Origin of the sequence: Pseudomonas sp. Root71 (assembly GCF_001429045.1) — a bacterium.
Classification (GTDB): domain Bacteria; phylum Pseudomonadota; class Gammaproteobacteria; order Pseudomonadales; family Pseudomonadaceae; genus Aquipseudomonas; species Aquipseudomonas monachiensis.
This window is the reverse complement of record NZ_LMHY01000012.1, coordinates 76,136-102,984: the sequence shown is the minus strand read 5'-3', so window position 1 is coordinate 102,984 and position 26,849 is coordinate 76,136. Positions and strand designations below refer to the sequence as shown.

The following is a 26,849-nucleotide window of genomic DNA, read 5'->3' as shown; positions in this document are numbered from 1 at the left end:
TTTGAGGCAAGGCTTGATCTGTAGTGAATCGTTACATCAGCACGCAGATGTCTCAAATCTCGAATTCCGACTGCAAGGCCGCCCGAACGCAGTACAACACCCCTTCCGGCACCCTGCCTGCGAACAGTGCGGCGATCTCGGAAACCGGCGGCAACTCGCCTTCGCCGTCGAGGAAGGCGTCCTGCACTTCACCCATCAGGTCTTCAGGCAGATCCAGCGCCTGCTCCAACGACAACTGCTGCTTGCCGATCGCTTCAGCCAGCATGGTGTAGACATTCTTTTCCGAGCACTGCAACTGACCGGCGATCTGTACCGGTGTCATGCCGGCCCGCGCCAACGTAATCAGTTCGTGACGTACATCGGCCACCGGTTTCGGCGCCTCGACCTGCCCGCCGAGCACTTCGAGGAAAGCCTCGCCGTAACGCTCCAGCTTGCGCGCGCCGACACCGCTGACCGTGGCCATTTCCGCCAGCGAGGTCGGCTGGCTGCGCAGCATCTCCAGCAAGGTCGAATCGGGGAAGATGACGTACGGCGGCACGCCATGTTCTTCGGCGAGCTTGCGACGCAGGGCGCGCAAGGCTTCCCATTGTTCGCGCTCTTCGCCACGGACCAGCTGGCTCGCCTGGCTCTTGCTGCTTTTCGCCACGGTTTGCGCCTTGAGATCGCGGCGCAGCTCCAGGGTCACTTCGCCCTTGAGCAGCGGCCGGCAACTGTCGCTCAGGCGCAAGCCGCCGTAGCCTTCGAGGTCGATGTCCGCCAGACCACGGGCCACCAATTGGCGGAACAATGAACGCCATTCGCCCTCCGCCATCGTCTTGCCAACTCCATACACCGACAGGTGCTGATGGCCGAAGCTGCGGACTTTTTCGTTGTCCTTGCCCAGCAATACATCCACCAGGTGCCCGACGCCGTAGCGCTGACCGGTGCGGTAGATCGCCGACAGCGCCTGACGCGCCGGCTCGGTGGCATCCCAGGTCTGCACGCCGTCGACGCAGTTGTCGCAATGACCGCAAGGCTCGGGCATGTCTTCGTCGAAGTAGGCCAGCAGCGTTTGCCGACGGCAGCGGGTTTCTTCGCAGAGCGAGAGCATGGCGTCGAGCTTGTGCTGTTCCAGGCGCTTGTGACGCTCGTCGCCTTCGGAGTTCTGCAACATCTGCTTGAGCATCACCACGTCTTGCAGGCCGTAGGCCATCCAGGCATCCGCCGGCAGGCCGTCACGGCCGCCACGACCGGTTTCCTGGTAATAGGCCTCAAGGGATTTCGGCAAATCGAGATGCGCGACGAAACGCACATTGGGCTTGTCGATGCCCATGCCGAACGCCACGGTGGCGACCATGATCAGGCCTTCCTCGTTGAGGAAGCGTTTCTGATGGTAGGCCCGCAGATCGTTGGGCAGGCCGGCGTGGTATGGCAACGCCGGGAAGCCTTGCTCGCTGAGGAACGCGGCGACTTCCTCGACTTTCTTGCGCGACAGGCAATACACGATGCCCGCATCGCTACGACGCTCGGCGAGGAATGCCAGCAACTGCTTGCGCGGTTGTTCCTTGGGCACGATGCGATAAAAGATGTTCGGCCGGTCGAAGCTCGACAGGAAGCGCTCGGCGTCCTGCAGGTGCAGGCGGGTGACGATTTCTTCCCGGGTGCGCTTGTCGGCCGTGGCGGTCAGGGCGATGCGCGGCACGTCGGGAAACATTTCCGCCAACTGGCCCAGCTGCAGGTATTCCGGGCGGAAATCGTGGCCCCATTGCGATACGCAGTGTGCTTCGTCGATGGCGAACAGGGCGATGTCCAGCCCCTGCAGGAAGGACAGCATGCGCGGCTGGACCAGACGTTCCGGCGCCAGGTAGAGCATTTTCACTTCACCGCGGCGGATGCGGACGGCGAGGTCGCGCTGCTGCTCGGCACTGAGGGTGGAGTTCAACGCGGCGGCGGCCACGCCCAGCTCTTCGAGGGTGGCGACCTGATCGTCCATCAGTGCGATCAGCGGCGAGACCACCACGGCCAGGCCTTCGCGCAACAACGCCGGGACCTGGAAGCACAGGGACTTGCCGCCACCGGTAGGCATCAGGACCAGGGCATCGCCGCCACTGGCCACGCGCTCAATGATTGCACCCTGGCGGCCACGGAAACTGTCGTAGCCGAAGATGTCCTTGAGGACGCGTTGAGCCTGTTCGAGCATAGAAACTCCAAAAATCACCGAAACATCCCTGCAAGGCTGGTTCAGAACCCGCGACGCTACACCGATAAATCGTAAGTGCGCATTGCATGACGCTTCACATTTCAGCCGTGACGCCAGCAGGGCATCACAAAACGCGCGAGTATACCCGAGCCCCGTCCGGCAAAGGGCACCGCTGATAAGACTCACACAATCGGACTGTGGGAGCGGGCTTGCTCGCGAAGAGGGAGTGTCAGTCGACATTAATGCAACCTGGCACACCGCCTTCGTCGGAACGCCGCCCGGAGCAAGTCCGCTCCCACAAAGGTGCAAATATGCCGTGCGGCTGGCCCAAGTGCTCAAGAAGGCCTAGAATTCCCGCATCGAACATTCCCCAAGGTAGTCCTTTAATGTCCTTCGCTGAGCAACTAACCCGCCTGCAAGTCTTCCTCGACGCTGATGAACTGCATGACGAGGCGCTGGACTACGTGGCCGCCCACGGCTACCTCACCGCGCTGTCGATCTGTTCCGAAACCGTTCCTGACCGTGAGTGGATCGACGCGCTGTTCGCCGAAGAACCGCATTACAGTGGCGAAGCCCAGCGTGAAGAGATCGAAGCCACGCTGATCGGCCTCAAGGCCCACATCGCTCGCCAGCTGGCCTCCGATGAAGAGTTCGAGCTGCCATGCGACCTGGACCTGGGCGACGACCCGGATGATTCCGACCTGCGCGGCTGGTGCATCGGCTTCATGGAAGGTGTATTCCTGCGCGAAGCGGCCTGGTTCGAAAGCGCCGAAGAAGAAGTCAGCGAAATGCTGTTGCCGATCATGGTCGGTTCGGGCCTGTTCGACGAGCAGCCGGAGTTCGAAGACATCGCCAAAGATGCCAACCTGATGGACGACATGATTGTACAGATCCCGGAAGCCCTGACCGCGCTGTACCTGCTGTGCAACGCACCAGACGAAAAACCGGCGATTCTCAAGCCTCGCCACCACTAAGGTTCTGCCTATGGACAACCCCATAGGCAACCGCCCCCTGATGTTGCGCTACGTGCTGCTGGCCATCGGCTGGCTGAGCGTAGCGCTGGGGGTGATCGGGATTTTCCTGCCGGTATTGCCCACCACCCCTTTCCTGCTACTGGCGGCCGCCTGCTTCGCCCGCAGTTCCCCGCGCTTTTATCAATGGCTGGTCGAGCATCCACGGCTTGGCCCGTGGATCCGCGACTACCTCGATGGCAACGGCATTCCGCTCAGGGGCAAGGTCTACGCCATTGGCCTGATGTGGGCGAGCATCCTGCTCTCCTGCTACCTGGTACCGCTGCCTTGGGCACGGTGCTTCATGCTGACCAGTGCAGTACTCGTGACCATCTACATCCTCAAGCAGAAAACCCTGCATAAATCCTGAAGTCGCCCTTGGCCCTTTGTGGCGAGCCCCGTCCGACGACCTGCCCTCCCGCGCCCAAAACACCACCTAAACTTCACCCACCTACACTCGAGCAGCCAGACATGGCCCGCAGTCTGCGTAGTCCAGGATGGCCAACGCTCCGACTTCGGCTCGGCGGCGGGTTGCTGCTGGCTGGTTTGCTACTGACCGTATTCAACGGGGTCCGGGCTGACTGGGATTTTGCGCGGATTCTGCAAACCGTTGAAAAACAATACGGCCCGCTCGGAGCGGCACGAAGTCGGATCGAGGCCTGGAGTCAAATGCTGCAAAGTACACGCGGCGCTCCCGAACGCGAGCAGCTCAACGCGGTGAACCGCTTCTTCGATCAGCAGTTGGACTTCCAGGACGACACGCGCATCTGGCAACAGACCGATTACTGGGCCACGCCCGTCGAAGCCCTGATCAAGGGCGCCGCCGATTGCGAGGACTACGCCCTGGCGAAGTATTTCAGCCTGCGCCGGCTCGGTATTCCCAGCGAAAAACTGCGCATCACCTACGTCAAGGCCTTGAGCCAGAACCAGGCGCACATGGTGCTGACGTTCTACAGCACTCCCACGAGTGACCCACTGGTGCTGGACAACCTGATCGGCGATATCCGCCCCGCCTCCCAACGCAAAGACTTGCTACCGGTATACGCCTTCAACGCCGAAGGCCTGTACCTGCCGGGCAAGAATGGCGGCCAGCGCAGCGGCGACTCGAAAAAGCTGTCGCGCTGGCAGGAAGTGTTGAAAAAGATGCAGGCCGAAGGGTTCGACATCGGCGACGGCTAACCGCCTTGGCAAGGAGCGAAGCATGACACTGCGTAAACAGTTGTTCCTGGCCATCTGTCTGTTCCTGCTGGTGGCGTTCAGCGGCAGTTTTTTTGCCAGCCTGGAAAGCTCCCGCGAACAAACGCTCAGCCAACTGCGTGCCCACGCCCAGGACGCGGCCACCGCGCTGGGGCTGTCGCTGACGGCACAGGTCGATGACCCGGCAATGATGGAACTGATGGTCAGTTCGATTTTCGACAGCGGCTATTTCAGCAGCATTCGCGTCATCAGGCTCAAAGATCAGCAAACCCTGGTGGAACGCACTGCACCGACGAAAATCAAGGGTGTGCCTGACTGGTTCGTCAACCTGGTCGACCTGCGCCCGGAAGGTGGCGATGCCTTGATCATGCGCGGCTGGGAACAACTGGCACGGGTCGAAGTGCTGAGCAATCCGCAATTCGCCCTGGCCAAGCTCTGGGACGGCACCCTCGGCAGCCTGATCTGGTTGCTGTTGTGCGGGCTGTTCAGCGCCGTGATTGGAGGATGGATGCTGCGCCGGCAATTTCGCCCACTCGACAGCATGGTCCGACAAGCCGAGGCCATCAGCAAACGCGAGTTTATCAGCCTGCCGAAACTGCCACGCACACCGGAACTGAAACGGGTGGTGCTGGCGATGAACCAGATGGTCGAGAAGCTCAAGGCGCTGTTCGTCGAGGAGGCTGCGCGCAGCGAAAAACTGCGGGCCGAATCCTATCTGGACAGCCTCACCGGCCTGGCCAACCGACGCCTGCTCGACGAGCAACTGGCCGACCATTTACGCGTGTGCGAACAGAGCCGAGATGGCCATTTGCTGATGTTGCGAATCAACGACCTGAACGGCCTCAATCAACGCCTGGGTGGCCAACGGACTGACGCGCTGATCACTGCCGTCGGCGAATTGCTCAAGCGCCTGACTCAATTGCCGGAGCGTCGAACCTGGCTGGCGGCGCGCAATCGTGGCGGCGAATTCAGCCTGCTGACACCGGGCCTGGATGCTGAAAGTGCCGCGCGCCTGGCCGCCGATGTCAGCGTCAGCCTGGAGAACCTGCGCCTGACCGGTGCCAGCGATTGCATGCCGGTCGCCCATCTGGGCGTTGTCGCCTACCGCCCCGGTGAGCCGATCAGCACCGTACTCCTGCGCCTTGATCAGGCGCTGACGGAGTCGCGGCAACATCCCGAACGCCCCTGGGTCCATTTGAGTCATCGTGATACGGCACCGAATCACTCCCAGCACGACTGGCGCACCTGGATCGACGATGCCTTGACCGAAGGCAAAATGCAGCTGTACTTCCAGCCCGTCGTGCAATGCACCGACACCCGCCAGGTGCTGCATCACAAAGTGCTCGCACGCCTGCTCGACCCGCAGGGCGAGGCGATTGCCGCCGGGCATTTCCTGCCGTGGATCGAGCGTCTCGGCTGGTCGGGACGGTTCGACCTGGCGATGCTCGAAGCCACGCTGGACGACCTGGTGGTCAACCGCAGGCCTTTGGCACTGAGCCTGTACGGGAGCACCCTGCGCGATCCGGTGCAATGGCGAACAATCCTCGATCTGCTCGACTCCCTGCCGGAACTGGCGCCGTTGCTGATCCTGGAAATCGACGAACGCCAGTTGCCTTCCCCCGAAGTGCTGCAAAACCTTTGCAGCTCATTGCTCAAGACCGGTTACCGAATCGGCCTGCAACACTTTGGCGGGCGCTTCAGTCAGATCGGCAACCTGACCCAATTGGGCCTGGCGTACCTGAAAATCGATGGGGCCTACATTCGCAACATCGACGAGCAGCCTGACAAGCGGCTGTTCATCGACGCGATCTTCCGCGCGACCCACAGCATTGATTTGCCGCTGATTGCGGAAATGGTCGAGACCCGTGGGGAACTGGAGGTAATCAGGGAGTTGGGAATATTCGGGGCCATGGGTCGATTGATCGGGGCGCCAGAGCCGATGTGATAATGGGTACACCGAGGGTCAGTAACCCCTGACCGGACATCGACCTTTGTCCCGGGCAAAAAAAACCCGCCCCCTTCCCGGGGTGGCGGGTTTTTTGGCAGGTTTCAGTTCACACCGTATCCACCTTCAACGAATGATCATTGAGCATGCCGTTGATAATGGTCGCTGTGTCATGCCCGCCCGCGATCACCCCACCCGCCCCCGGCGTAACACCGTAGTGGCTGGCCAGGTCGACGCCGGCCAGGTCGATGGTCTGGTTCGGCGCGGCGCCGGCCATGGCGCTGACGTCGATGCTGGTCACTGTCGACGGCCCGCTGCCGATGACGGTGAAGTGCAGGTAGTCATCCAGCGAAGCCGTGGTGCCGTTTTCCCCTTGCAGCAGTTGCGACAGGTCGAGCTTGTCGGTGCCGGGCGTGAAATCGGTGATCACGTCATGGCCACTGTTGCCCTTGAGCCACTGGAAGGTATCGGTCCCCGCCCCGCCGGTGAGGGTGTTGTTGCCCAGGCCACCGATCAGCAAGTCATCCCCGCCTCCGCCGTTGAGGATATCGTTGCCCAGGCCGCCGTTGATCACGTTGTTGGTGTTGCCTCCAGTCAGGGTGTCGTTGAAGTTCGAGCCGGTGAGGTTTTCGATACCGGTCAGGGTGTCCGAGCCCGCGCCCAGGGTGTTCTGCGCAGTGAGCAGGCTGAGGTCGACAGTCACCCCGGCGCTGGCATGGGCGTAACTGGCCGTGTCGATGCCCGTGCCGCCATCGAGGATGTCATTGCCCTGGCCGCTGAAGAGCAGATCGTTGCCGGCGCCGCCATGCAGCTCGTTGTTGCCGGAACCGGCAGTGAGCACATCGTTGCCGTCGCCGGCATTGATAATGTTGTTGCCCGTGCCCGCCACCAGTACGTCATCCCCACTGGTGCCGGTAAGGGTGTGGCCTTCCTGATAGCTGATGGTCAGGTTGGCCGAGTCGCTGCCGCCGTGGTTGTCGTTGGCGGTGTAGGTGCCGTGGTAGTCCGTGATGACGGCCTGTGCTCCGGCGTAGTTTACGGTCATGGTCAACTGATAGTTTTCCGCCGAATTCGTATCGCTGCCACTGGTGTTGGTGATGTTGGTCAGGTGGATCTGGTAAGTGCCATCCGCACTTGCGGTGATGGTGCCGCCATCGGCGATGCTTACGAACCCCCCACCGTTGAGCGAATACTCCATCGTGATGTGCCCAGGGTCCAGGTTGTGATCGAGGTTGAGCGTCTCACCCTGTTTCAGCTTGACCGTGATGAGGTCTTCATTGTTGCCATTGGAGTTGTTCGCCGCGCCAAGATAGCCACTGACCACCAGCAGCGCCGTCATGGTCGCCGCGTTGGCCTCAAAGGCGCTGCGCACGTTGGCCAGACTCTTGTTGGCGGGATTGTTGTTTTGACCGGCGAAGCTGATCGCGCCGGTTCCAGTGAAGTCCGCGTCCCCGGCGATCCAGCCGGTGTTGAACGAAGTCGGTGTCGCCGAGAGTTGATCGCCGTTGGGGTCGGTGTCGTTGGCCAGCAACAGTTCGCCCGGCACCACGACAGTGCCCGAGAGCACGTTGGTGATGACGTTATCATCAGCCGCCACTGGCGGTGCGTTCGGTATGACTTTGACCGTCAGGGTGGAGCTGGCCAGGTCGCCATCGTTGTCGCTGGCGGTGAATCCGATGTTTTCGGTAATCAACACCGACGTGGTTTTCTGCGAAATGTAGGCGTATTCACCGGTATCGAGATTGATCTGCAGGGTGCCGCTGTTGTTGGTGGAAATGCTCAACGTGTTGTCCACGGTGTTGAACGTGCCGTGGTTGAGCCCGCCGCTGAAGCTCAGCAAGCCCTGATTGCTATTGCCGCTTGGATCGTAGGTGTAGGTGGTGCCATCCACCGTGATGGTCTTGATGAAGCCGCCATCGGCGCCGAATGTGCCACCTTCGCCCAGCAGTGAACCGGTCACCGGTGCGCCGATCACCGTGCCGGACAGCACCGAGTTGAGCTGGTTGAGGTCGGTCACCACCACCGCATTGGTGTCGGTATGGCTGCTGCCGTCATAGGCCAGTGGATTGAGGTTGGCGTTGCTCACGCCGCTGCCCAGGCCAATCGCGTAGTTCTTGATGTTGTTGGCATCGAGGAAGGTTTTCAGCGCGGTCTCGTCGGCGGTGCCGATTTCCTGATCGGTGGTGGGCTTGCCGTCGGAGAAGAAGTAGCCGACGTTTTGCGCACCGGTGAGTTTGCCCGAGGTGTTGAACGCAGTCTGCATGGTCGCCACGGCCGCGTCGTAGTTGGTGCCGCCGTTCGCGGTGAGGCCGGCCAGCAGTGTCTTGGCGGTCGCGACATCCACCCACACCGAGGTCATGTCGGTGGCGCTGCTGCTGAAGGTGACGAGCTGCACTTTCACATCGCCCAGGTCGTCGTATTTATCCAGCAAGGCACTGATGGCCTGCTTGGCCAGGGCCAGGCGTGACAGGCTCGCGCCCGACGCGTCCAACACGCCGGAAGGGTCGGCCATGCTGCCGGAGACGTCGAGCACGATCAGCAGGTTGGAATCGATCTCCACCGCCGCCACCGAGCGATCCGTTGCCACCGCCTTGGGAACATCATCGACGATGCTGACCACGATGGTGCTGGTGCTGCTGTTACCCAGCGCATCGGTGGCTTTGTAGGTGAAGCTTTCACTCAGGCTGTTCGGCCCGTCGTTGGCGTTCGGCGAGGTTTTCGGTGCCGAGGTCAGGGTGTAGGTGTAGCTACCGTCGGGGTTGATCAGGATCTGCCCGTAGGTGCCGATGGCGCTGCCAACCAGGGTGTAGGTGAGCGCGCCACTGGCACCCGAGACCGAACCGACCAGGGTCCCGGACGCGGTTTCGCCCGTATTGCCCGGGTCACTGCCGGTGACCGTACCAGCGGCCAGGTCCTGCCCGCCCTGACTCAGGTCGAGGGCTTTTTCATAGACCGTCACGTCGCTGTCGGGGTTGGCCTTGATCGTGCTGTTGGCGACGTCGATGGTGATGGTGGTGGTGCTTTCATCGCCATCGGAATCACGCACGGTGTAGGTGAACGTATCCGTGGCCCCAAGATCGCCGACGGAATTCTGGTTGCTGTGATACACCGCGTTGCCGTTGGCATCGAGGGTCAGGTAGCCATAGGTACCGTTGATCTGGCTACCCAGCCCACCAATGGCCGAGGTCAAGGTATTGCCGCCGGCACGTACGCCGACCACTGTCGCCGGACCATCGGCGCCGCTGACGTCGTTGCCCAGCACACTGATGTTGACGCTGCCGCCCTCCACTACCGACGACGAGTCAGGTTTGGCGCTTGGCAGGTCATCGACGATGCTGACGTCGAGGTTACCCGTGGCGGTGGTGCCGTTGTCGTCGACCACGGTGACGGCGAACTGCTCAGGGAGTGAGTTGGCACCATTGGCAGTTGGGTGGGCTTCGTTATCGACCAAGGTGTAGCTGTAGCTGNTTGTCGTCGACCACGGTGACGGCGAACTGCTCAGGGAGTGAGTTGGCACCATTGGCAGTTGGGTGGGCTTCGTTATCGACCAAGGTGTAGCTGTAGCTCACGACACCCGTCACCGCGTTGAAGCCGGTGATGGTCAGGGTGCTGCCCAGCGGCGTAGTGATCGATTGCGGGAAGCCGGCGGCCACACCAGCGGTGACCACGGCGATGCCGCCCACGGTCAGGGTCGTCACGCCGTCGAGGGCCGTGACGGTGAAGGTGCCGTTCTGGGTCAGCGCCGTGGCATCCGGGTTGCTGCCGTCGCTGAGGTTTTTCTCGTAGACCGTCAGTTCACCGCCATACACGTTGAGGCCGTTGAGGATTACTGGGTCATCGTTGTTGTGGATCTGCAGCACCAGGTTCGCGGTGCTGCTGTCGCCGTCGGCGTCGGTCAGCGTATAGGTGAAGGTTTCGGTGCCATTGCCGCCGCCGTGCAATGCCTTGAAATCGGCATCGCTGGTGTTGAGGGTATAGGTGTAGGTGCCGTTGGCATTSAGCACCAAAGTGCCGTAGGTGCCGGTGAAGGTACCGGGGGTGATCGGGCCGGCATTTTCACCAACCGTCACGCGGTCGGCGCCTTGCACGTCGTTGCTNAGCACCAAAGTGCCGTAGGTGCCGGTGAAGGTACCGGGGGTGATCGGGCCGGCATTTTCACCAACCGTCACGCGGTCGGCGCCTTGCACGTCGTTGCTCAGCACGTTGCCGTTCAACGTCAGCAGGGTTTCCGAAGCGGTACTGGCGTTGCTGTCGYMCACGGCTTTGGGCAGGTCGTCGACGATGTTGACGTCGAGGTTGCCCGTGGCAGTGGTGCCGTTGTCATCCACCACAGTGACGGCGAACTGCTCGGGCAAGGTGTTGGCGCCGTTGGCGGTCGGGTGGGCTTCGTTATCGACCAGTGTGTAGCTGTAGCTCACCACGCCGGTCGCCGCGTTGAATCCGGTGATGGTCAGCGTGCTGCCCAGCGGCGTAGTGATCGATTGCGGGAAGCCCGCCGCCACACCAGCGGTGACCACGGCGATGCCGCCCACGGTCAGGGTCGTCACGCCGTCGAGGGCCGTCACGGTGAAAGTGCCGTTCTGGGTCAGCGCCGGTGCATCCGGGTTGCTGCCGTCGCTGAGGTTTTTCTCGTAGACCGTCAGTTCACCGCCATACACGTTGAGGCCGTTGAGGATTACTGGGTCATCGTTGTTGTGGATCTGCAGCACCAGGTTGGCGGTGCTGCTGTCGCCGTCCGAATCGGNCTGAGGTTTTTCTCGTAGACCGTCAGTTCACCGCCATACACGTTGAGGCCGTTGAGGATTACTGGGTCATCGTTGTTGTGGATCTGCAGCACCAGGTTGGCGGTGCTGCTGTCGCCGTCCGAATCGGTGAGGGTGTAGGTGAAGGTTTCGGTGCCGTTGCCGCCGCCGTGCAATGCCTTGAAATCGGCATCGCTGGTGTTGAGGGTATAGGTGTAGGTGCCGTTGGCATTCGTAGGTGAAGGTTTCGGTGCCGTTGCCGCCGCCGTGCAATGCCTTGAAATCGGCATCGCTGGTGTTGAGGGTATAGGTGTAGGTGCCGTTGGCATTCAGCACCAGGGTGCCGTAGGTGCCGGTGAAGGTGCCGGGGGTGATCGGGCCGGCATTTTCACCAACCGTTACCCGGTCGGCGCCTTGCACGTCGTTGCTCAGYACGTTGCCGTTCAACGTCAGCAGGGTTTCCGAGGCCGTTGAAGCATTGCTGTCGTACACGGCTTTGGGCAGGTCGTCGACGATGTTCACGTCGAGTGAACCGGTCGCGGTGGTGCCGTTGTCGTCGACCACGGTSACGGCGAACTGCTCRGGCAGTGAGTTGGCACCATTGGCAGTTGGGTGGGCTTCGTTATCATTGAGGGTGTAGCTGTAGCTCACGACGCCGGTCGCCGCGTTGAACCCAGTGATGGTCAGGGTGCTGCCCAGCGGCGTAGTGATCGATTGCGGGAAGCCCGCCGCCACACCAGCGGTGACCACGGCGATGCCGCCCACGGTCAGGGTCGTCACGCCGTCGAGGGCCGTGACGGTGAAGGTGCCGTTCTGGGTCAGCGCCGGTGCATCCGGGTTGCTGCCGTCGCTGAGGTTTTTCTCGTAGACCGTCAGTTCACCGCCATACACGTTGAGGCCGTTGATGACCAGCNAGGCAGTGAGTTGGCACCATTGGCAGTTGGGTGGGCTTCGTTATCATTGAGGGTGTAGCTGTAGCTCACGACGCCGGTCGCCGCGTTGAACCCAGTGATGGTCAGGGTGCTGCCCAGCGGTGTGGTGATCGATTGCGGGAAGCCGACGGCCACACCAGCGGTGACCACGGCGATGCCGCCCACGGTCAGGGTCGTCACGCCGTCGAGGGCCGTGACGGTGAAGGTGCCGTTCTGGGTCAGGGCTGGTGCATCCGGGTTGCTGCCGTCGCTGAGGTTTTTCTCGTAGACCGTCAGTTCACCGCCATACACGTTGAGGCCGTTGATGACCAGCGGATCGTCGTTGTTGTGGATCTGCAGCACCAGGTTGGCGGTGCTGCTGTCGCCGTCCGAATCGGTRAGGGTATAGGTGAAGGTTTCGGTGCCGTTGCCGCCGCCGTGCAATGCCTTGAAATCGGCATCGCTGGTGTTGAGGGTATAGGTGTAGGTGCCGTTGGCATTCAGCACCAGGGTGCCGTAGGTGCCGGTGAAGGTACCGGGGGTGATCGGGCCGCTATTCTCCCCAACCGTCACGCGGTCGGCGCCTTGCACGTCGTTGCTCAGCACGTTGCCGTTCAACGTCAGCAGGGTTTCCGAAGCGGTACTGGCGTTGCTGTCGCCCACGGCKTTGGGYAGGTCGTCGACGATGTTSACGTCGAGGTTGCCCGTGGCAGTGGTGCCGTTGTCATCCACCACAGTGACGGCGAACTGCTCGGGCAANCTGGCGTTGCTGTCGCCCACGGCGTTGGGTAGGTCGTCGACGATGTTCACGTCGAGGTTGCCCGTGGCAGTGGTGCCGTTGTCATCCACCACGGTCACCGCGAACTGTTCGGGCAAGGTGTTGGCGCCGTTGGCGGTCGAGTGGGCTTCGTTATCGACCAGTGTGTAACTGTAGCTCACCACGCCGGTCGCCGCGTTGAAGCCGGTGATGGTCAGGGTGCTGCCCAGCGGGGTGGTGATCGATTGCGGGAAGCCGGCGGCCACACCAGCGGTGACCACGGCGATACCGCCCACGGTCAGGGTCGTCACGCCGTCGAGGGCCGTGACGGTGAAGGTGCCGTTCTGGGTCAGCGCCGTGGCATCCGGGTTGCTGCCGTCGCTGAGGTTTTTCTCGTAGACCGTGCCGTTCTGGGTCAGCGCCGTGGCATCCGGGTTGCTGCCGTCGCTGAGGTTTTTCTCGTAGACCGTCAGTTCACCGCCATACACGTTGAGGCCGTTGATGACCAGCGGGTCATCGTTGTTGTGGATCTGCAGCACCAGGTTCGCGGTGCTGCTGTCGCCGTCGGCGTCGGTGAGGGTGTAGGTGAAGGTTTCGGTGCCATTGCCGCCGCCGTGCAATGCCTTGAAATCGGCATCGCTGGTGTTGAGGGTATAGGTGTAAGTGCCGTTGGCATTCAGCACCAGGGTGCCGTAGATGCCGGTGAAGGTCCCGGGGGTGATGGGGCCGCTATTTTCCCCAACCGTCACGCGGTCGGCGCCTTGCACGTCGTTGCTCAGTACGTTGCCGTTGAGGGTCAGCAAGGTTTCCGAAGCGGTACTGGCGTTGCTGTCGTACACGGCGTTGGGCAGGTCGTCGACGATGTTGACGTCGAGTGAACCGGTGGCGGTGGTGCCGTTGTCGTCGACCACGGTGACGGCGAACTGCTCAGGGAGTGARTTGGCACCATTGGCAGTTGGGTGGGCTTCGTTATCGACCAAGGTGTAGCTGTAGCTGACCACGCCGGTCGCCGCGTTGAATCCGGTGATGGTCAGGGTGCTACCCAGCGGCGTAGTGATCGATTGCGGGAAGCCGGCGGCCACRCCAGCGGTGACCACGGCGATACCGCCCACGGTCAGGGTGGTTACACCGTCGAGGGCCGTGACGGTGAAGGTGCCGTTCTGGGTCAGGGCTGGTGCATCCGGGTTGCTGCCGTCGCTGAGGTTTTTCTCGTAGACGGTCAACTCGCCGCCCCCRRCATTCAAACCGCCAATCGTGATCGGGTCATCGTTGTTGTGGATCTGCAGCACCAGGTTCGCGGTGCTGCTGTCGCCGTCCGAATCGGTRAGGGTGTAGGTGAAGGTTTCGGTGCCGTCGCCACCGCCGTGCAACGCCTTGAAATCGGCATCRCTGGTGTTGAGGGTATAGGTGTAGGTGCCGTTGGCATTGAGCACCAAAGTGCCGTAGGTGCCGGTGAAGGTGCCGGGGGTGATGGGGCCGCTATTCTCCCCAACCGTCACGCGGTCGGCGCCTTGCACGTCGTTGCTCAGCACGTTGCCGTTCAACGTCAGCAGGGTTTCCGAAGCGGTACTGGCGTTGCTGTCGCCCACGGCGTTGGGTAGGTCGTCGACGATGTTCACGTCGAGGTTGCCCGTGGCAGTGGTGCCGTTGTCATCCACCACGGTCACCNATATCCCTCAAAGCATTGCCGACGTTATCCAGAGGGTTTCCGAAGCGGTACTGGCGTTGCTGTCGCCCACGGCGTTGGGTAGGTCGTCGACGATGTTCACGTCGAGGTTGCCCGTGGCAGTGGTGCCGTTGTCATCCACCACGGTCACGGCGAGCTGTTCGGGCAACGTGTTGGCGCCGTTGGCGGTCGAGTGGGCTTCGTTATCGACCAGTGTGTAGCTGTAGCTCACCACGCCGGTCGCCGCGTTGAAGCCGGTGATCGTGAGCGTGCTGCCCAGCGGTGTGGTGATCGATTGCGGGAAGCCCGCCGCCACACCAGCGGTGACCACGGCAATACCGCCCACGGTCAGGGTGGTTACACCGTCGAGGGCAGTCACGGTGAAAGTGCCGCTCTGGGTCAGCGCCGGTGCATCCGGGTTGCTGCCGTCGCTGAGGTTTTTCTCGAAGACGGTCAACTCGCCGCCCCCGACATTCAAACCGCCAATCGTGATCGGGTCATCGTTGTTGTGGATCTGCAGCACCAGGTTCGCGGTGCTGCTGTCGCCGTCCGAATCGGTGAGGGTGTAGGTGAAGGTTTCGGTGCCGTTGCCACCGCCGTGCAACGCCTTGAAATCGGCATCGCTGGTGTTCAGCGTGTAGGTGTAAGTGCCATTGGCATTCAGCACCAGGGTGCCATAGGTGCCGGTGAAGGTGCCGGGGGTGATGGGGCCGCTATTCTCCCCAACCGTCACGCGGTCGGCGCCTTGCACGTCGTTGCCCAGCACGTTGCCATTGAGGGTCAGCAGGGTTTCCGAGGCGGTGCCATTGTTGTCATCGACTGCTTGCGGTACGTCGTCGATGATGTTGATTGTCACTGTGCCGGTAGTGCTGTCGCCATTGCTGTCGCTGGCCACCACGGTGACGTGTTCGACAAGACTATTGGCACCCTCGCCACTCGCGTGGGATTCGGCACGGTTGAGGGTGTAGCTGTAACTGACCACGCCCGTGGCCGGGTCGAAACCGGTGACGGTCAGCGTGCCGCCCAACGGGGAGGTTAGCGACTGCGGGAAACCTGCCGCAACGCCGCCGCTGATCAAGTTGATCGCGCCGATGCTGAGGCTGCTCAGCCCGTCTGGCGCATTGATGGTGAAGGTGCCGCTTCGCGTCAGTAAGCCTTCGTTCCTCGCCGAACCATCGGCCAGGTTGGCCTCGTTGACAGTCCGCTCGCCGTTCTGTTCCGACAGGTCTTCGAAAGTGACCGGATTGTTCGGCACCTGCGCAACCACCGGCGGCACAACAGGGGCTTGCTCCGCTACAGCATTGTCCGGATTAGCGTTCAGGCGTTCTTCGGGAAGTTCGGGAATGCCATTGAACCCGGCAGTGGGGAAGCCGATGACCGGATCAACTCGCCCACCCACTTCCTCGAGCATGACGAAACTATGGCCACTGCCCGGGATGCCACCCGGTACACCGGTAGTCGTGGCGGACCCGGCAGCGGTGGCTTCGGCGGTTTGGGTCGGGTCGTCGCCCGCCGCGATGGCTTTTTGCAGCTGTTCGACATCGGTCAGTTGCGCTTCGCTCGGCGTCAGGGCTTCAGGTGAGTCCACATGGGGAATCTGATTGGCGAGCAACTGCGGTGTCATCTGCATGCTGCTGTCGCGCCCGAGGGTCAGTTCCTGGCCATTTTGCAGATGCACCGCCACCGCGCCTTCAGCGCCAGTGGTCAGTTGGTCGCCAGCGAACAGCCGGTCCCCCTCGACCAAAGCACGCCGGGTGCCGTCGCTCGCAACCGCGAACACCTGACCGATGACCTTACTGACGATTCCGATGAGCGTTGCCATGTGCACTTCCTCCGCTGCCAACCGCTGTCGGCACCTTGATTGTGCGAAGAACGTGCTCATGGCTCGAGCGGGTTGTCTGGCGGATCGTGCACCGGGTGCCGGATTACTTGAGTAAGCCGTGGCCCCGGCACCGATCTCGCCCAGCCAGTCGCTCGCGGCGCTGTTTACGATTTCGGGAAAACCCCTCTGCAATCAATGGCATCGGATCCCTGTGCGCAACAACCTTGCCTGTGAGCGATGCGTAACGATCTTGAATCACTCAAGTGACAAAAAACCGTCACCACCAGATCGCTCGCGTCCCTCCCCTCCAGCACTTCTCCGCTCTTTGTCGATAAGTGGATTGGAACTTTCCTCAAACCCTCGATAAGCGCCAGAGAGCTCGTAAAACAAGGGCTTTCGAGTTGAACAATGTGCTGGATTTCGCAGAGCGCATAAGTTTTTTTTGGCATAAGCGTTATGAAAAAAATTTCTTAGCTACGCTCCAGAATGTTCTTAGCTCTTTTGTTAAAGATGTGAAACAACTTTACCTATAAATGTCGTCAAATAATTGGCGACAGATAAGCACCATCAGGAATCAGGGAGATGTACATGCGCCTATTAACCCCCCTCTGCAGCGCGGTTCTTTTGGCCATGGCCTGCTCGTCCCAGGCTCAGGCCATGACGCTGACCGAAGCGATCCAGAGCACCATTGCGACCCACCCGGAACTGGCATCCCGTGTAGACAGCCGACTGTCGGCGGATGAGGACGTAAAGGTCGCCAAAGGGGGCTTTTATCCATCGGTTGATCTGAACGCCGCTTACGGGCGCGGGTACAGCGATAACACCAATACCCGGGCGCTCACTCCCGGCGGACACAACACAGAAACCTTGAACTACACCCAATCGGAATTACGCCTGCGGCAAATGCTCTTCGACGGGTTCAACACTTCAAATGAAGTCCAGCGCACCAAAGGCGTGGTCAACTCGCGAGCCTATTACGCTCAGGGTACGGCTCAGGATCTGGCCCTGCGCACCACCGAGGTTTACCTGGAAGTCCTCAAGCGCCGCGAACTGGTGACACTGGCCAAGAACAACCTGCAAGCGCACTTGCGGGTCAACGACCAGATCGGCCTGCGCACCCAGCGCGGCGTGGGCAGCAACGCCGATGCCGACCAGTCCAGCGCTCGCCGGGCACTGGCGGAAAACAACCTCGACACCGCCGAAGTCGATCTGGCCGACGCCGAGTCGAACTTCTATGCCGTTGTGGGGCGCATGCCCGATGAGCTCGAAACCCCGCCGTCGATTCGCGGCGAAGTCCCCCCCACCCTGCCCGAAGCCCAGCAGAGCATGGTGGAAAACAACCCTTACCTGAAATCCGCCCAGGCCGACGTGCAATCGGCCGAAAGCCAGTACGAAGTCGCCAAGTCACCGTTCTACCCGCGCTTGGACGCCGAGGCGGCAGTAGGCGCGAACAACAACGTGCAGGGTGACGAAGGTCACGACAACGAATGGCGGGTTGGCGTGGTGATGAACTACAACCTGTTCCGTGGAGGCAGCGACAAGGCGCGCCTGGCCTCCGACTCGCACAAGATCAACCAGGCCATGGACATCCGTAACAATGCCTTGCGCCAGCTCAACGAGAACATTCACCTGGCCTGGAACGCCATGGTCAATGCCAAGAAACAAACCCCGACCGCCCGTGAGTACGCCGACACCAGCAAGCGTGTACGCATCGCCTACCAGGATCAGTTCGGCCTCGGCCAACGGACCCTGCTGGACCTGCTCGACAGTGAAAACGAGCTCTACAACGCCAACCGTCGCTACACCGAAGTGCGCTATACCGAAGAGTTCTCTATGTACCGTGTCCTGGCGAACATGGGCCAGTTGCTGAGCAAGCAACGGGTCGTACTGCCCGCCGACGCGATCGCCCAGACCGAAGTGAAAAACGAAGCTCGTCTGCCTGAAATGAAATAACCGTAGGAACTGCCGCAGGCTGCGATCTTTTGACTTTGCTTTTGAGCAATCAAGATCAAAAGATCGCAGCCTGCGGCAGCTCCTACAGTGAGATATGCAGATATCTGTCGATTGCCGCAGAGCAACGGGAGCAATCAATGTGACCAGCATGGAACCCGGCAACACTGGTGTCGATCCGCGCCTGAGCTTCGATGACCCGCTTCTGGACGGTCTGTTGATCCTCTGCAAACTCCACGGCGCGACGGTCAGTCGCGCCAGCCTCAGTGCCGGGCTGCCCATGGCACACCAACGCCTGAGCCTGGACCTGCTGCCCCGTGCAGCGGCCCGGGCCGGTTTGCAGGCGCGCTTGCTGCGCCGCGACCTCAAGGACATCTCCCCACTCAACCTGCCCGTGCTGCTGTTGCTCAACAACGGCCGCACGGCCGTGCTGCGCCGTTATGGCGAGGACGGCAAGGTGCTGATCCTGCCCAGCGAAGCCGACGGTGGCGAACAATGGCTCAGCCCCGAGGAGCTGGCTGAACACTACAGTGGCCAGGCGTTGTTTGCCCGGCCACGCCACGAACTCGAAGACTTGCGCTCGCCACTGGTGCCTCGGGTGCAGGCCTGGTTTCGCGATACGCTGAAGCTGTCGAAATGGCTGTACAGCGATGCAATCCTGGCGAGTTTCCTGATCAACCTGCTGGGCCTGATGGTGCCGCTGTTCGTGATGCAAACCTACGATCGCGTGGTGCCGAACCAGGCCACTTCGACCTTGTGGGTGCTGGCGATCGGCTTGCTGATCGGCACCGCTTTCGAACTGGTGCTGCGGGTCGTGCGTGCGCACTTGCTGGATACCGCCGGCAAGAAAACCGATGTGATCCTGTCGGCCACCCTGTTCGAGCGCATCACCGGCATGGCGATGAAGGCAAGGCCGGCGACCATCGGTGGCTTCGCCCAAAGCATTCATGACTTCCAGGGCCTGCGGGAATTTCTCACCGCCGTGACCCTCACCAGCCTGATCGACCTGCCCTTCTGCCTGCTGATGCTGCTGGTGATCGGCCTGCTCGGTGGCTGGCTGGTGGTGATCCCGATACTGGCGTTCCCCCTCACCATCATCTTCGCCATGGTGATCCAGGTGCGCCTGCGCGATACCGTGCAGAAAAGCCTCAGCCTGGGCGCCGAACGCCAGGCACTGTTGATCGAAACCCTCAGTGGCCTGGAAACCCTCAAGGCTTGCAGCGCCGAAAGCGAACGCCAGCACAAATGGGAAAGCACCCACGGCGCCCTCACCCGTCTCGACAGCCACGCACGCAACCTCTCGGCCCTGGCCACCAACGGCACGTTGTTCATCCAGCAACTGTCCGGCATGGCCACCATCGTCGCCGGGGTCTACAGCATCATCGCCGGCAACCTGAGCGTCGGTGCCCTGGTGGCCAGCTACATGCTCGGCAGTCGGGTACTGGCGCCACTGGGGCAAATCGCCGGCCTGATCACCCGCTACCAGCAAGCGCAACTGACCATGAAAAGCACCGATGCGCTGATGGGCCTGCCCCAGGAGCGCGATGCCAGACAACGGCCGCTGGAGCGCACCCAACTGCAAGGCGCGCTGGATGTTGTCGGCGTGACCTTCCACTATAACGGCCAGAGTACTCCCGCCCTGGCCAATGTCAGCTTCAGTGTGAAACCCGGCGAGCGCGTCGGCATCATCGGTCGCAGCGGCTCAGGCAAAAGCACCCTGGCGCGCCTGGTGATGGGCTTCTACGAACCGGATGAAGGCCAACTGCTGCTCGATGGCTTGGACCTGCGGCAACTGGACGTCGCCGACCTGCGCCATCAAATCGGTTACGTCGCCCACGACCTGCCGCTTCTGGCCGGCAGCCTGCGCGATAACCTGACCCTCGGCGCGCGCTATATCAGCGACTCACGCATGCTCGAAGTGGCGGAAATGACCGGCGTTACCGAGCTGGCCCGGCAACACCCGCAAGGCTTCGACCGGCCCGTGGGCGAACGCGGGCAACTGTTGTCCGGCGGCCAGCGTCAGGCCGTATTGATGGCCCGGGCGATGTTGCTCGACCCGCCCATCATGCTGCTCGACGAACCCACCAGCGCCATGGACAACAGCAGCGAAGACGTCCTGCGGCAAAAACTTCACGACTGGGTCCAGGGCAAAACCATCCTGCTGGTGACCCACCGAACCTCGATGCTGAGCCTGGTGGACCGGCTGGTGGTACTGGACAGCGGACGGATCGTCGCCGACGGTCCGAAGGAAGCTGTCATCGATGCACTGCGCAAGGGCCGTGTCGGCTCTGCGGCCGTCTAGGAGTAGCCCATGTCTGCCGATCAAGGATCCCGTGGCTACTTCGACAGTTTCAACAAAAGTGCCGAGACCGAGTTCATGCCGGAAACCGCCGGCGCCTCATTGCAGGACTCACCGCGCTGGTCGCGAATCACCGTGTGGCTGGCCGCCGCGCTGCTGGTCAGCGCGCTGGTCTGGGCCAAATTCGCCGTGTTGCAGGAAGTGACCATGGGCGAAGGCAAGGCGATTCCGTCGAGCAAGGTCCAGGTGATCCAGAACCTGGAGGGCGGCATCGTCACTGAAATTTTCGTCCGCGAAGGGCAAATGGTGAACAAGGGCGATACATTGCTGCGTCTGGATGACACCCGCTACCTGTCGAACAAGGGTGAAAGCGAAGCCGATCGCTACGCCTTGACCGCGCAGGTCGAACGGCTTTCGGCCGAAGCCGAAGGCCGGCCGTTCAAGCTGTCAGAAGAAGTGATCGCCAAGGCCCCGCAAGTGGCCGAAGACGAGCGCTCACTTTACGAGCAACGGCAACGGCGACTGGCCAGCGAGCAGCGTACTCTCAGCGAACAACTTCGGCAAAAAACCCAGGAATTGGCGGAGTTTCGCTCGAAACAGGGCCAATTCAGTTCGAGCCTGGCGCTGCTGCAACAAGAGATGAACATGTCCACACCGCTGGTGGGCACCGGCGCGGTGTCACCGGTGGAAATCCTCCGGCTCAAACGCAGCGCCGTGGAGATTCGCGGCTCGCTGAACGCCACCACCCTGGCGATTCCCCGGGCGGAATCGGCGATCAACGAGATCAAAAGCAAGATCGACGAGTCGGAGCAAACCTTCCGCTCGGAAGCCGCCAAAGAGCTGAATGAGAAACGCACCGACCTGTCGAAAATAACGGCATCAAGCATCGCCATCGACGACCGCGTGACCCGCACCACCGTGGTCTCGCCGGTGCACGGCATCATCAAGGTATTGAAGGTCAACACCATCGGCGGCGTGGTCCAGCCCGGCAGTGACATGGTGGAAATCGTGCCGCTGGAAGACAACCTGCTGATCGAAGCCAAGGTCCGCCCGCAGGACGTTGCATTCCTGCATCCGGGCCAGAAAGCCATGGTCAAGTTCAGTGCCTACGACTACACCATTTACGGCGGCCTGAGCGCCAAGCTGGAACTGATCGGCGCCGACACCATCACCGACGACAAGGGCAACAGTTTCTATCTGATTCAGGTGCGTACTGACAAAAACCATTTGGGCGGGGATGTGAAACCGCTACTGATCATTCCGGGGATGGTGGCGACGGTGGACATTATTACCGGGGAGAAAACGGTGCTGGATTACTTGCTTAAACCGGTGTTGAAAGCGCGGACCGAGGCGATGCGGGAGCGGTAGGCAGTATCCAGAATCTGCGGTGACTGATCTGCCGCCATCGCGAGCAAGCTCGCTCCCACAGTGTCCGCGTCGAACGCAAATTCTGAGAACGCCAGTAACCCTGTGGGAGCGAGCTTGCTCGCGATGGGGCCATGACAGGCACCGACTATTTCGGTCCATGGTTACGCTGGTAAACCTCCTCCCCCATCGCCGCAATCTGCCCCTCGATCAACGCCTCGAACGGCTTCAACAACGGCGCAAACGTCGCCGGCGCTTCGAGGGTTTCCAGCGCCTGCACAATCGCCTCCACCGTCGACAACGCCCCCGGTCCCGGCGCCTTGCGCAGGCGATAGCGGGACACGCCGCCCTCGGCCAGCGTCACCCTCGGCAACGCCGCCAGCAGCGGATTGAGGTGCAACATCTTGCGCGCCTTGCGCCAGGTGCCGTCGGGAACCACCAGCAACAAGGGTTCGTCCGTCGCGGTACACGCCTGCATCGGTTGGGCATCTTCGCCGGGAAACAGTAACCGCGCCCGATACCCCGGCTGATTCAACAGCGTCGGCAAATCCTCGAACACCTCGCCGACGATCAACTCGGCATTCTTCAACCCAAGCGCCGCCAGACGCGCGGTGTTCAACGCATGATTCACTTCGCTCGGATGCTGCAACAACAGTACCCGGGTGCGGCTGTCGAGGCTTGGGATCAACGGGCACAGGCAGTGGCTTTGCGGGCGCAGGCAGCGCGGACATTGAACTCTGGACATCGTCTTTATGCCTGATTCAGTTGGGCTTTAAGCAAATCACGGAATGTCTGGATCAGCGGCTCGCGGCTGCGCCCCCGACGCACGATCATCGAGAACGGCGCCTGATAACCGAAGGTCGCCGGCAGCAACACCCGCAAATCACCCTTGTCGGCCCAGGCCTGGGCGTAGTGCTCCGGCAGGTAGCCGATGTAGGCGCCGGACAGCACCAGGATCAACTGGGCCTCCATACTTTCTACCGTCGCGGCGCTGTGTTTGAACCCGTGGCGCGCCAGTTCGGCCTGGCTCCAGTAGCCACGACCGACCATGCGCTGTTGAGTGATGACTTGCTCGGGGATGCGCCGCTCGTTGAACAGAGGATGCCGCGTGCTGCAATACAACCAGTGTTGTTCACGGTACAGCGGCATGTACACCAGGCCGCTCATGCGCGTGGAAAACGCGCCGATGGCCAGGTCGAGACGGTTGTCCTGCACCCCGAGTTGCAATTCATAAGGGCTCATCACCGACAGGTGCAAGTGCACGGCCGGGTGCTCCTGGCTGTAGGCGCCGATGGCTTCGGCGAACGGCAGGGCCTTGTCACTGACGGTGGAGTCGATCACCCCGAGGTTCAAGGTACCGCGCAACTCTCCCTTGAGGGCGGCGGCGTACTGCTCGAAGCCTTCGAGTTCGCCCAACAGGCGCAGGGTTTCCTGATGGAACAGCTCGCCCTTGCTGGTCAGGCTGAAACCGCCACGGCCGCGATGGCACAGCACCAGGCCGAGGGCGGTTTCGAGCTGGCTCATGTAGGTGCTGATGGCCGACGTCGAGAGATTGAGTTCCTGCTGGGCGTTGGCGAACCCCTGATGGCGCACCACGCTGACGAAGATGCGCAATAGTTTCAGGTCGGGTAAAGCGTTGGCCATTGGGACTCTCCAAACACCGCTCGAATTTCAGCTGGCTCTGGCTACAGCCCAGTAGGAGCTGCCGCAGGCTGCGATCTTTTGATCTTGACTCTGTGCGATCTGAGACCGCTGGAAATCAAAAGATCGCAGCCTGCGGCAGCTCCTACAGGTTTATCTGCAGCTTTCGTGTTGCGGTGAAGTCTATCGATCTCTCGCACATTAGTTTAGAAAAATCTGAACTAAGTATTTGCCCGTAGCGATTCTTCCCGGTCACTACATTTCGCAGAATCGGCGCCACAAGGTTCGCCCGTACTTCCGTTAACGGCAACCGACATAAATAAAACAACGACGATGAGGCCCTACCCGTGGACAAGATTCTTCACCAACCACTGGGCGGCAACGAAATGCCGCGCTTCGGCGGCATCGCCACCATGATGCGACTCCCCCATTTGAATACCGCTGCCGGCCTGGACGCTGCCTTTGTAGGCGTGCCCCTGGACATCGGTACCTCCCTGCGCCCCGGCACCCGTTTCGGACCTCGCGAAATCCGCGCCGAGTCGGTGATGATCCGCCCGTACAACATGGCCACCGGCGCTGCCCCGTTCGACTCGCTGTCGGTTGCCGACATCGGCGACATCGCAATCAACACGTTCAACCTGCTGGATGCCGTACGGATCATCGAAGAATCCTACAACAACATCCTTGAACACGACGTGATCCCGCTGACCCTGGGCGGCGACCACACCATCACCCTGCCGATCCTGCGAGCCATTCATAAAAAGCACGGCAAGGTCGGCCTGGTGCACATCGACGCCCACGCCGATGTGAACGACCACATGTTCGGCGAGAAGATCGCCCACGGCACCACCTTCCGTCGCGCTGTCGAAGAAGGCCTGCTGGATCCGGACCGCGTCGTGCAGATCGGCCTGCGCGCCCAGGGCTACACCGCTGACGACTTCAACTGGAGCCGCAACCAGGGCTTCCGTGTGGTTCAGGCTGAAGAGTGCTGGCACAAATCGCTGGAGCCCTTGATGGCTGAAGTCCGCGAGAAAGTCGGCGGCGGCCCGGTGTACCTGAGCTTCGACATCGACGGCATCGACCCGGCCTGGGCACCGGGTACCGGTACCCCGGAAATCGGCGGTCTGACGACCATTCAGGCGATCGAGATCGTTCGTGGCTGCCAAGGCCTCGACCTGGTCGGTTGCGATCTGGTAGAAGTCTCGCCCGCTTACGACACCACCGGCAACACCTCGCTGCTGGCCGCCAACCTGCTGTACGAAATGCTCTGCGTACTGCCTGGCGTAGTCCACCGCTGAGGATCGGTCATGAACGAACGTGATCAGGTGCTCAAAGCCGCCGCCGATCTGGTGTCCGCTTTTGCCCGTAACGATCGCGAAGCCTACTTCGGCGCGTTCAGCGTTGAAGCCAGCTTCGTCTTCTACACCCTCGAACAGCCCCTGCTGTCGCGCGACGCCTATCAGGCGATGTGGGACGGCTGGCGCTCCGAGGATGGCTTCGAGGTGCTCTCGTGCACCTCAAGCAACGCTTTCGTCAGCCTGCAGGGTGACGTGGCGATTTTCATCCATGACGTGGCCACCGAGTTGCGCATGCAAGGGGAGCAACACTTCAGCCAGGAGCGCGAGACGATTGTTTTCAAGAAACAAGCGTCTGGCCAAGAACAACAAGGCCTATGGCTGGCCTGCCACGAACATTTGTCCGCGATGCCGGAAGGGCTGCCACCCCCTTAGCCAACACAGGTGATGCTCACGCACGATGAGCGCGCCTTTATGATCGGAGCTGGTCATGAATAACAAAAACAACGAAAAAAGCCTTAGCAGCATCGAAACAAACGGGGTCGAACAGATCCCGGACAATGAGCGTGACGCCAAGCCCAGCGATCTGTTTCGCCTGATCTTCGGCGGCGCCAACACCTTTGCCACCGCCGTGCTCGGCAGTTTCCCGGTACTGTTCGGCCTGTCCTTTCAGGCGGGCGTCTGGGCGATTGTGCTGGGCGTGGTACTCGGTTCGCTGATCCTGGCGCCGATGGGCCTGTTCGGCCCCATCAACGGCACCAACAACGCCGTCTCTTCCGGCGCACACTTCGGCGTGCACGGGCGAATCGTCGGCTCCTTCCTGTCGTTGCTGACCGCAATCGCGTTCTTCTCGCTCTCCGTCTGGAGTTCGGGCGATGCGCTGGTGGGCGGTGCCAAGCGCCTGATCGATCTGCCGGAAACCGATCTGACCCTGGGCCTGGCCTACGGTCTGTTCGCGCTGCTGGTATTGACCGTGTGCATCTATGGCTTCCGCTTCATGCTGTGGGTCAACCGCATTGCGGTGTGGGCGGCCAGCCTGCTGTTCCTGCTGGGGGTTTTCGCGTTCGCCCCTGCATTCGACAGCCAGTACGCCGGCACCGTCGCCATGGGCCAGGCCGGTTTCTGGGCTGCGTTCATCGGGGCAGCACTGGTCGCCATGAGCAACCCGATCTCCTTCGGTGCGTTCCTCGGTGACTGGTCGCGCTATATCCCGCGCGATACGCCCAAAGGCCGGATCATGGTATCGGTGATTGCCGCGCAACTCGCCACGCTGATTCCGTTCCTGTTCGGCCTCGTCACCGCCACCATCGTAGCGGTCAAGGCGCCGGACTACATTGCGGCCAACAACTATGTCGGCGGCCTGCTGGCGGTATCGCCGAGCTGGTTCTTCCTGCCGGTGTGCCTGATCGCGGTCATCGGCGGCATGTCCACCGGCACCACCTCGCTCTACGGCACCGGCCTGGACATGTCCAGCGTGTTTCCTCGGGTGCTGTCGCGGGTCAAGGCCACGCTGCTGATCGGTGTGATGTCGATTGCGTTCATCTTCATCGGGCGCTTCGCGGCCAACCTGGTGCAGAGCGTGTCGACCTTCGCCGTGCTGATCATCACCTGCACCACCCCGTGGATGGTGATCATGATCATCGGCCTGCTGGTGCGTCGCGGCTTCTACTGCCCGGATGACCTGCAAGTGTTCACCCGTGGCGAGAAAGGTGGCCGCTACTGGTTCACCCACGGCTGGAACTGGCGTGGCCTGGGCGCCTGGATCCCGAGCGCGGCCGTCGGCCTGTGCTTCGTGAACCTGCCGGGCCAGTTTGTCGGGCCGCTGGGCGAAATGGCCGGTGGTATCGACATCAGCCTGCCGGTGACCCTGGGCCTGGCCTCGCTGGTGTACCTGGCGCTGCTGAGCCTGTTCCCGGAATCGAGCGCAGTGTTCGGTCCGAACGACCCTCGCAGCAAGAGCACGGATTCGCTCGCTAAACCGGCGATGCGTCAAGCCGCCTGATTCAATGAACTAAACGCACTACCTGTGGGAGCGGGCTTGCCCGCGAAGACGGCAGCACATCCAACATT

At 61.6% G+C, this 26,849-nt stretch carries 15 protein-coding genes and 5 pseudogenes; 10 read left to right on the top strand and 10 right to left on the bottom strand.

Annotation, left to right across the window (positions count from 1 at the left end):
• Positions 1-52: 52 nt before the first annotated feature.
• On the bottom strand, positions 53-2,179 hold the full coding sequence (gene recQ / locus ASD95_RS10440) for a DNA helicase RecQ (protein WP_056721452.1): 2,127 nt from the start codon (positions 2,177-2,179) through the stop codon (positions 53-55).
• Between the two features lie 386 nt (positions 2,180-2,565).
• Here recQ and ASD95_RS10435 point away from each other — a divergent pair, with 386 nt between their 5' ends.
• From ASD95_RS10435 to lapD, 4 genes are all read left to right on the top strand, one after another.
• Positions 2,566-3,153 carry a UPF0149 family protein gene (locus tag ASD95_RS10435; protein ID WP_056721450.1) on the top strand — a complete coding sequence of 196 codons (588 nt, stop codon included), beginning with the start codon at positions 2,566-2,568 and terminating at the stop codon, positions 3,151-3,153.
• A 10-nt stretch (positions 3,154-3,163) separates the two neighbouring features.
• Positions 3,164-3,559, top strand: coding sequence for a YbaN family protein (locus tag ASD95_RS10430; protein ID WP_056721448.1), 396 nt, complete (start codon positions 3,164-3,166; stop codon positions 3,557-3,559).
• A gap of 101 nt (positions 3,560-3,660) precedes the next feature.
• A complete protein-coding gene (gene lapG, locus ASD95_RS10425; RefSeq protein ID WP_056721447.1) occupies positions 3,661-4,368 on the top strand; it encodes a cysteine protease LapG in 708 nt (235 codons plus the stop codon).
• Positions 4,369-4,390: 22 nt separating this feature from the next.
• Complete coding sequence (gene lapD / locus ASD95_RS10420) at positions 4,391-6,331, top strand: cyclic di-GMP receptor LapD (protein ID WP_056721445.1); 1,941 nt, start codon at positions 4,391-4,393, stop codon at positions 6,329-6,331.
• A 109-nt stretch (positions 6,332-6,440) separates the two neighbouring features.
• On the opposite strand, the pseudogene ASD95_RS28565 reads toward lapD, so the two are convergent.
• From ASD95_RS28565 to ASD95_RS29755, 7 genes and pseudogenes are all read right to left on the bottom strand, one after another.
• Positions 6,441-9,798 (bottom strand): annotated as a pseudogene (locus ASD95_RS28565) (beta strand repeat-containing protein); the annotation flags it as partial.
• Position 9,799: 1 nt separating this feature from the next.
• The coding region (locus ASD95_RS29780) for a VCBS domain-containing protein (protein ID WP_442965835.1) at positions 9,800-10,401 on the bottom strand (602 nt) is incomplete at its 3' end.
• Positions 10,402-10,429: 28 nt separating this feature from the next.
• A pseudogene (locus tag ASD95_RS29775) lies at positions 10,430-11,075 on the bottom strand (type I secretion target); the annotation flags it as partial.
• A 1-nt stretch (position 11,076) separates the two neighbouring features.
• Positions 11,077-11,986, bottom strand: a pseudogene (locus tag ASD95_RS29770) (Ig-like domain-containing protein); the annotation flags it as partial.
• 1 nt (position 11,987) lies between these two features.
• Positions 11,988-12,743 (bottom strand): annotated as a pseudogene (locus tag ASD95_RS29765) (Ig-like domain-containing protein); the annotation flags it as partial.
• A 1-nt stretch (position 12,744) separates the two neighbouring features.
• Positions 12,745-14,409, bottom strand: a pseudogene (locus ASD95_RS29760) (beta strand repeat-containing protein); the annotation flags it as partial.
• Between the two features lie 8 nt (positions 14,410-14,417).
• Positions 14,418-16,229 carry a retention module-containing protein gene (locus ASD95_RS29755; protein WP_236709734.1) on the bottom strand — a complete coding sequence of 604 codons (1,812 nt, stop codon included), beginning with the start codon at positions 16,227-16,229 and terminating at the stop codon, positions 14,418-14,420.
• 588 nt (positions 16,230-16,817) lie between these two features.
• On the opposite strand from ASD95_RS29755, the gene ASD95_RS10395 reads away from it, so the two are divergent.
• From ASD95_RS10395 to ASD95_RS10385, 3 genes are all read left to right on the top strand, one after another.
• Entirely contained in the window at positions 16,818-18,182 is a 1,365-nt protein-coding gene (locus tag ASD95_RS10395) for a TolC family outer membrane protein (protein ID WP_056722286.1), read from the top strand.
• A 139-nt stretch (positions 18,183-18,321) separates the two neighbouring features.
• Positions 18,322-20,481, top strand: coding sequence for a type I secretion system permease/ATPase (locus ASD95_RS10390; protein WP_056721437.1), 2,160 nt, complete (start codon positions 18,322-18,324; stop codon positions 20,479-20,481).
• Positions 20,482-20,490: 9 nt separating this feature from the next.
• A complete protein-coding gene (locus ASD95_RS10385) occupies positions 20,491-21,846 on the top strand; it encodes an HlyD family type I secretion periplasmic adaptor subunit (RefSeq protein ID WP_056721436.1) in 1,356 nt (451 codons plus the stop codon).
• A 145-nt stretch (positions 21,847-21,991) separates the two neighbouring features.
• Here ASD95_RS10385 and ASD95_RS10380 read toward each other — a convergent pair whose 3' ends face one another.
• On the bottom strand, positions 21,992-22,588 hold the full coding sequence (locus tag ASD95_RS10380) for a tRNA-uridine aminocarboxypropyltransferase (protein WP_056721434.1): 597 nt from the start codon (positions 22,586-22,588) through the stop codon (positions 21,992-21,994).
• Between the two features lie 5 nt (positions 22,589-22,593).
• The gene (locus tag ASD95_RS10375) at positions 22,594-23,487 is read right to left on the bottom strand and encodes a LysR family transcriptional regulator (RefSeq protein ID WP_056721433.1); all 894 of its coding nucleotides are present in this window, start codon (positions 23,485-23,487) and stop codon (positions 22,594-22,596) included.
• Positions 23,488-23,831: 344 nt separating this feature from the next.
• Here ASD95_RS10375 and speB point away from each other — a divergent pair, with 344 nt between their 5' ends.
• Genes speB through ASD95_RS10360 form a run of 3 tightly spaced genes read left to right on the top strand, consistent with a single transcriptional unit; the run spans position 23,832 to position 26,781 of the window.
• A complete protein-coding gene (speB, locus tag ASD95_RS10370; RefSeq protein WP_056721431.1) occupies positions 23,832-24,782 on the top strand; it encodes an agmatinase in 951 nt (316 codons plus the stop codon).
• A 9-nt stretch (positions 24,783-24,791) separates the two neighbouring features.
• Positions 24,792-25,214: a YybH family protein gene (locus tag ASD95_RS10365; protein WP_056721429.1), complete on the top strand. Its 423-nt coding sequence runs from the start codon at positions 24,792-24,794 to the stop codon at positions 25,212-25,214.
• 55 nt (positions 25,215-25,269) lie between these two features.
• Positions 25,270-26,781 (top strand): purine-cytosine permease family protein, encoded by a 1,512-nt coding sequence (locus tag ASD95_RS10360; RefSeq protein ID WP_056721427.1) that lies wholly within the window; start codon positions 25,270-25,272, stop codon positions 26,779-26,781.
• The last annotated feature ends 68 nt before the right edge of the window (positions 26,782-26,849 follow it).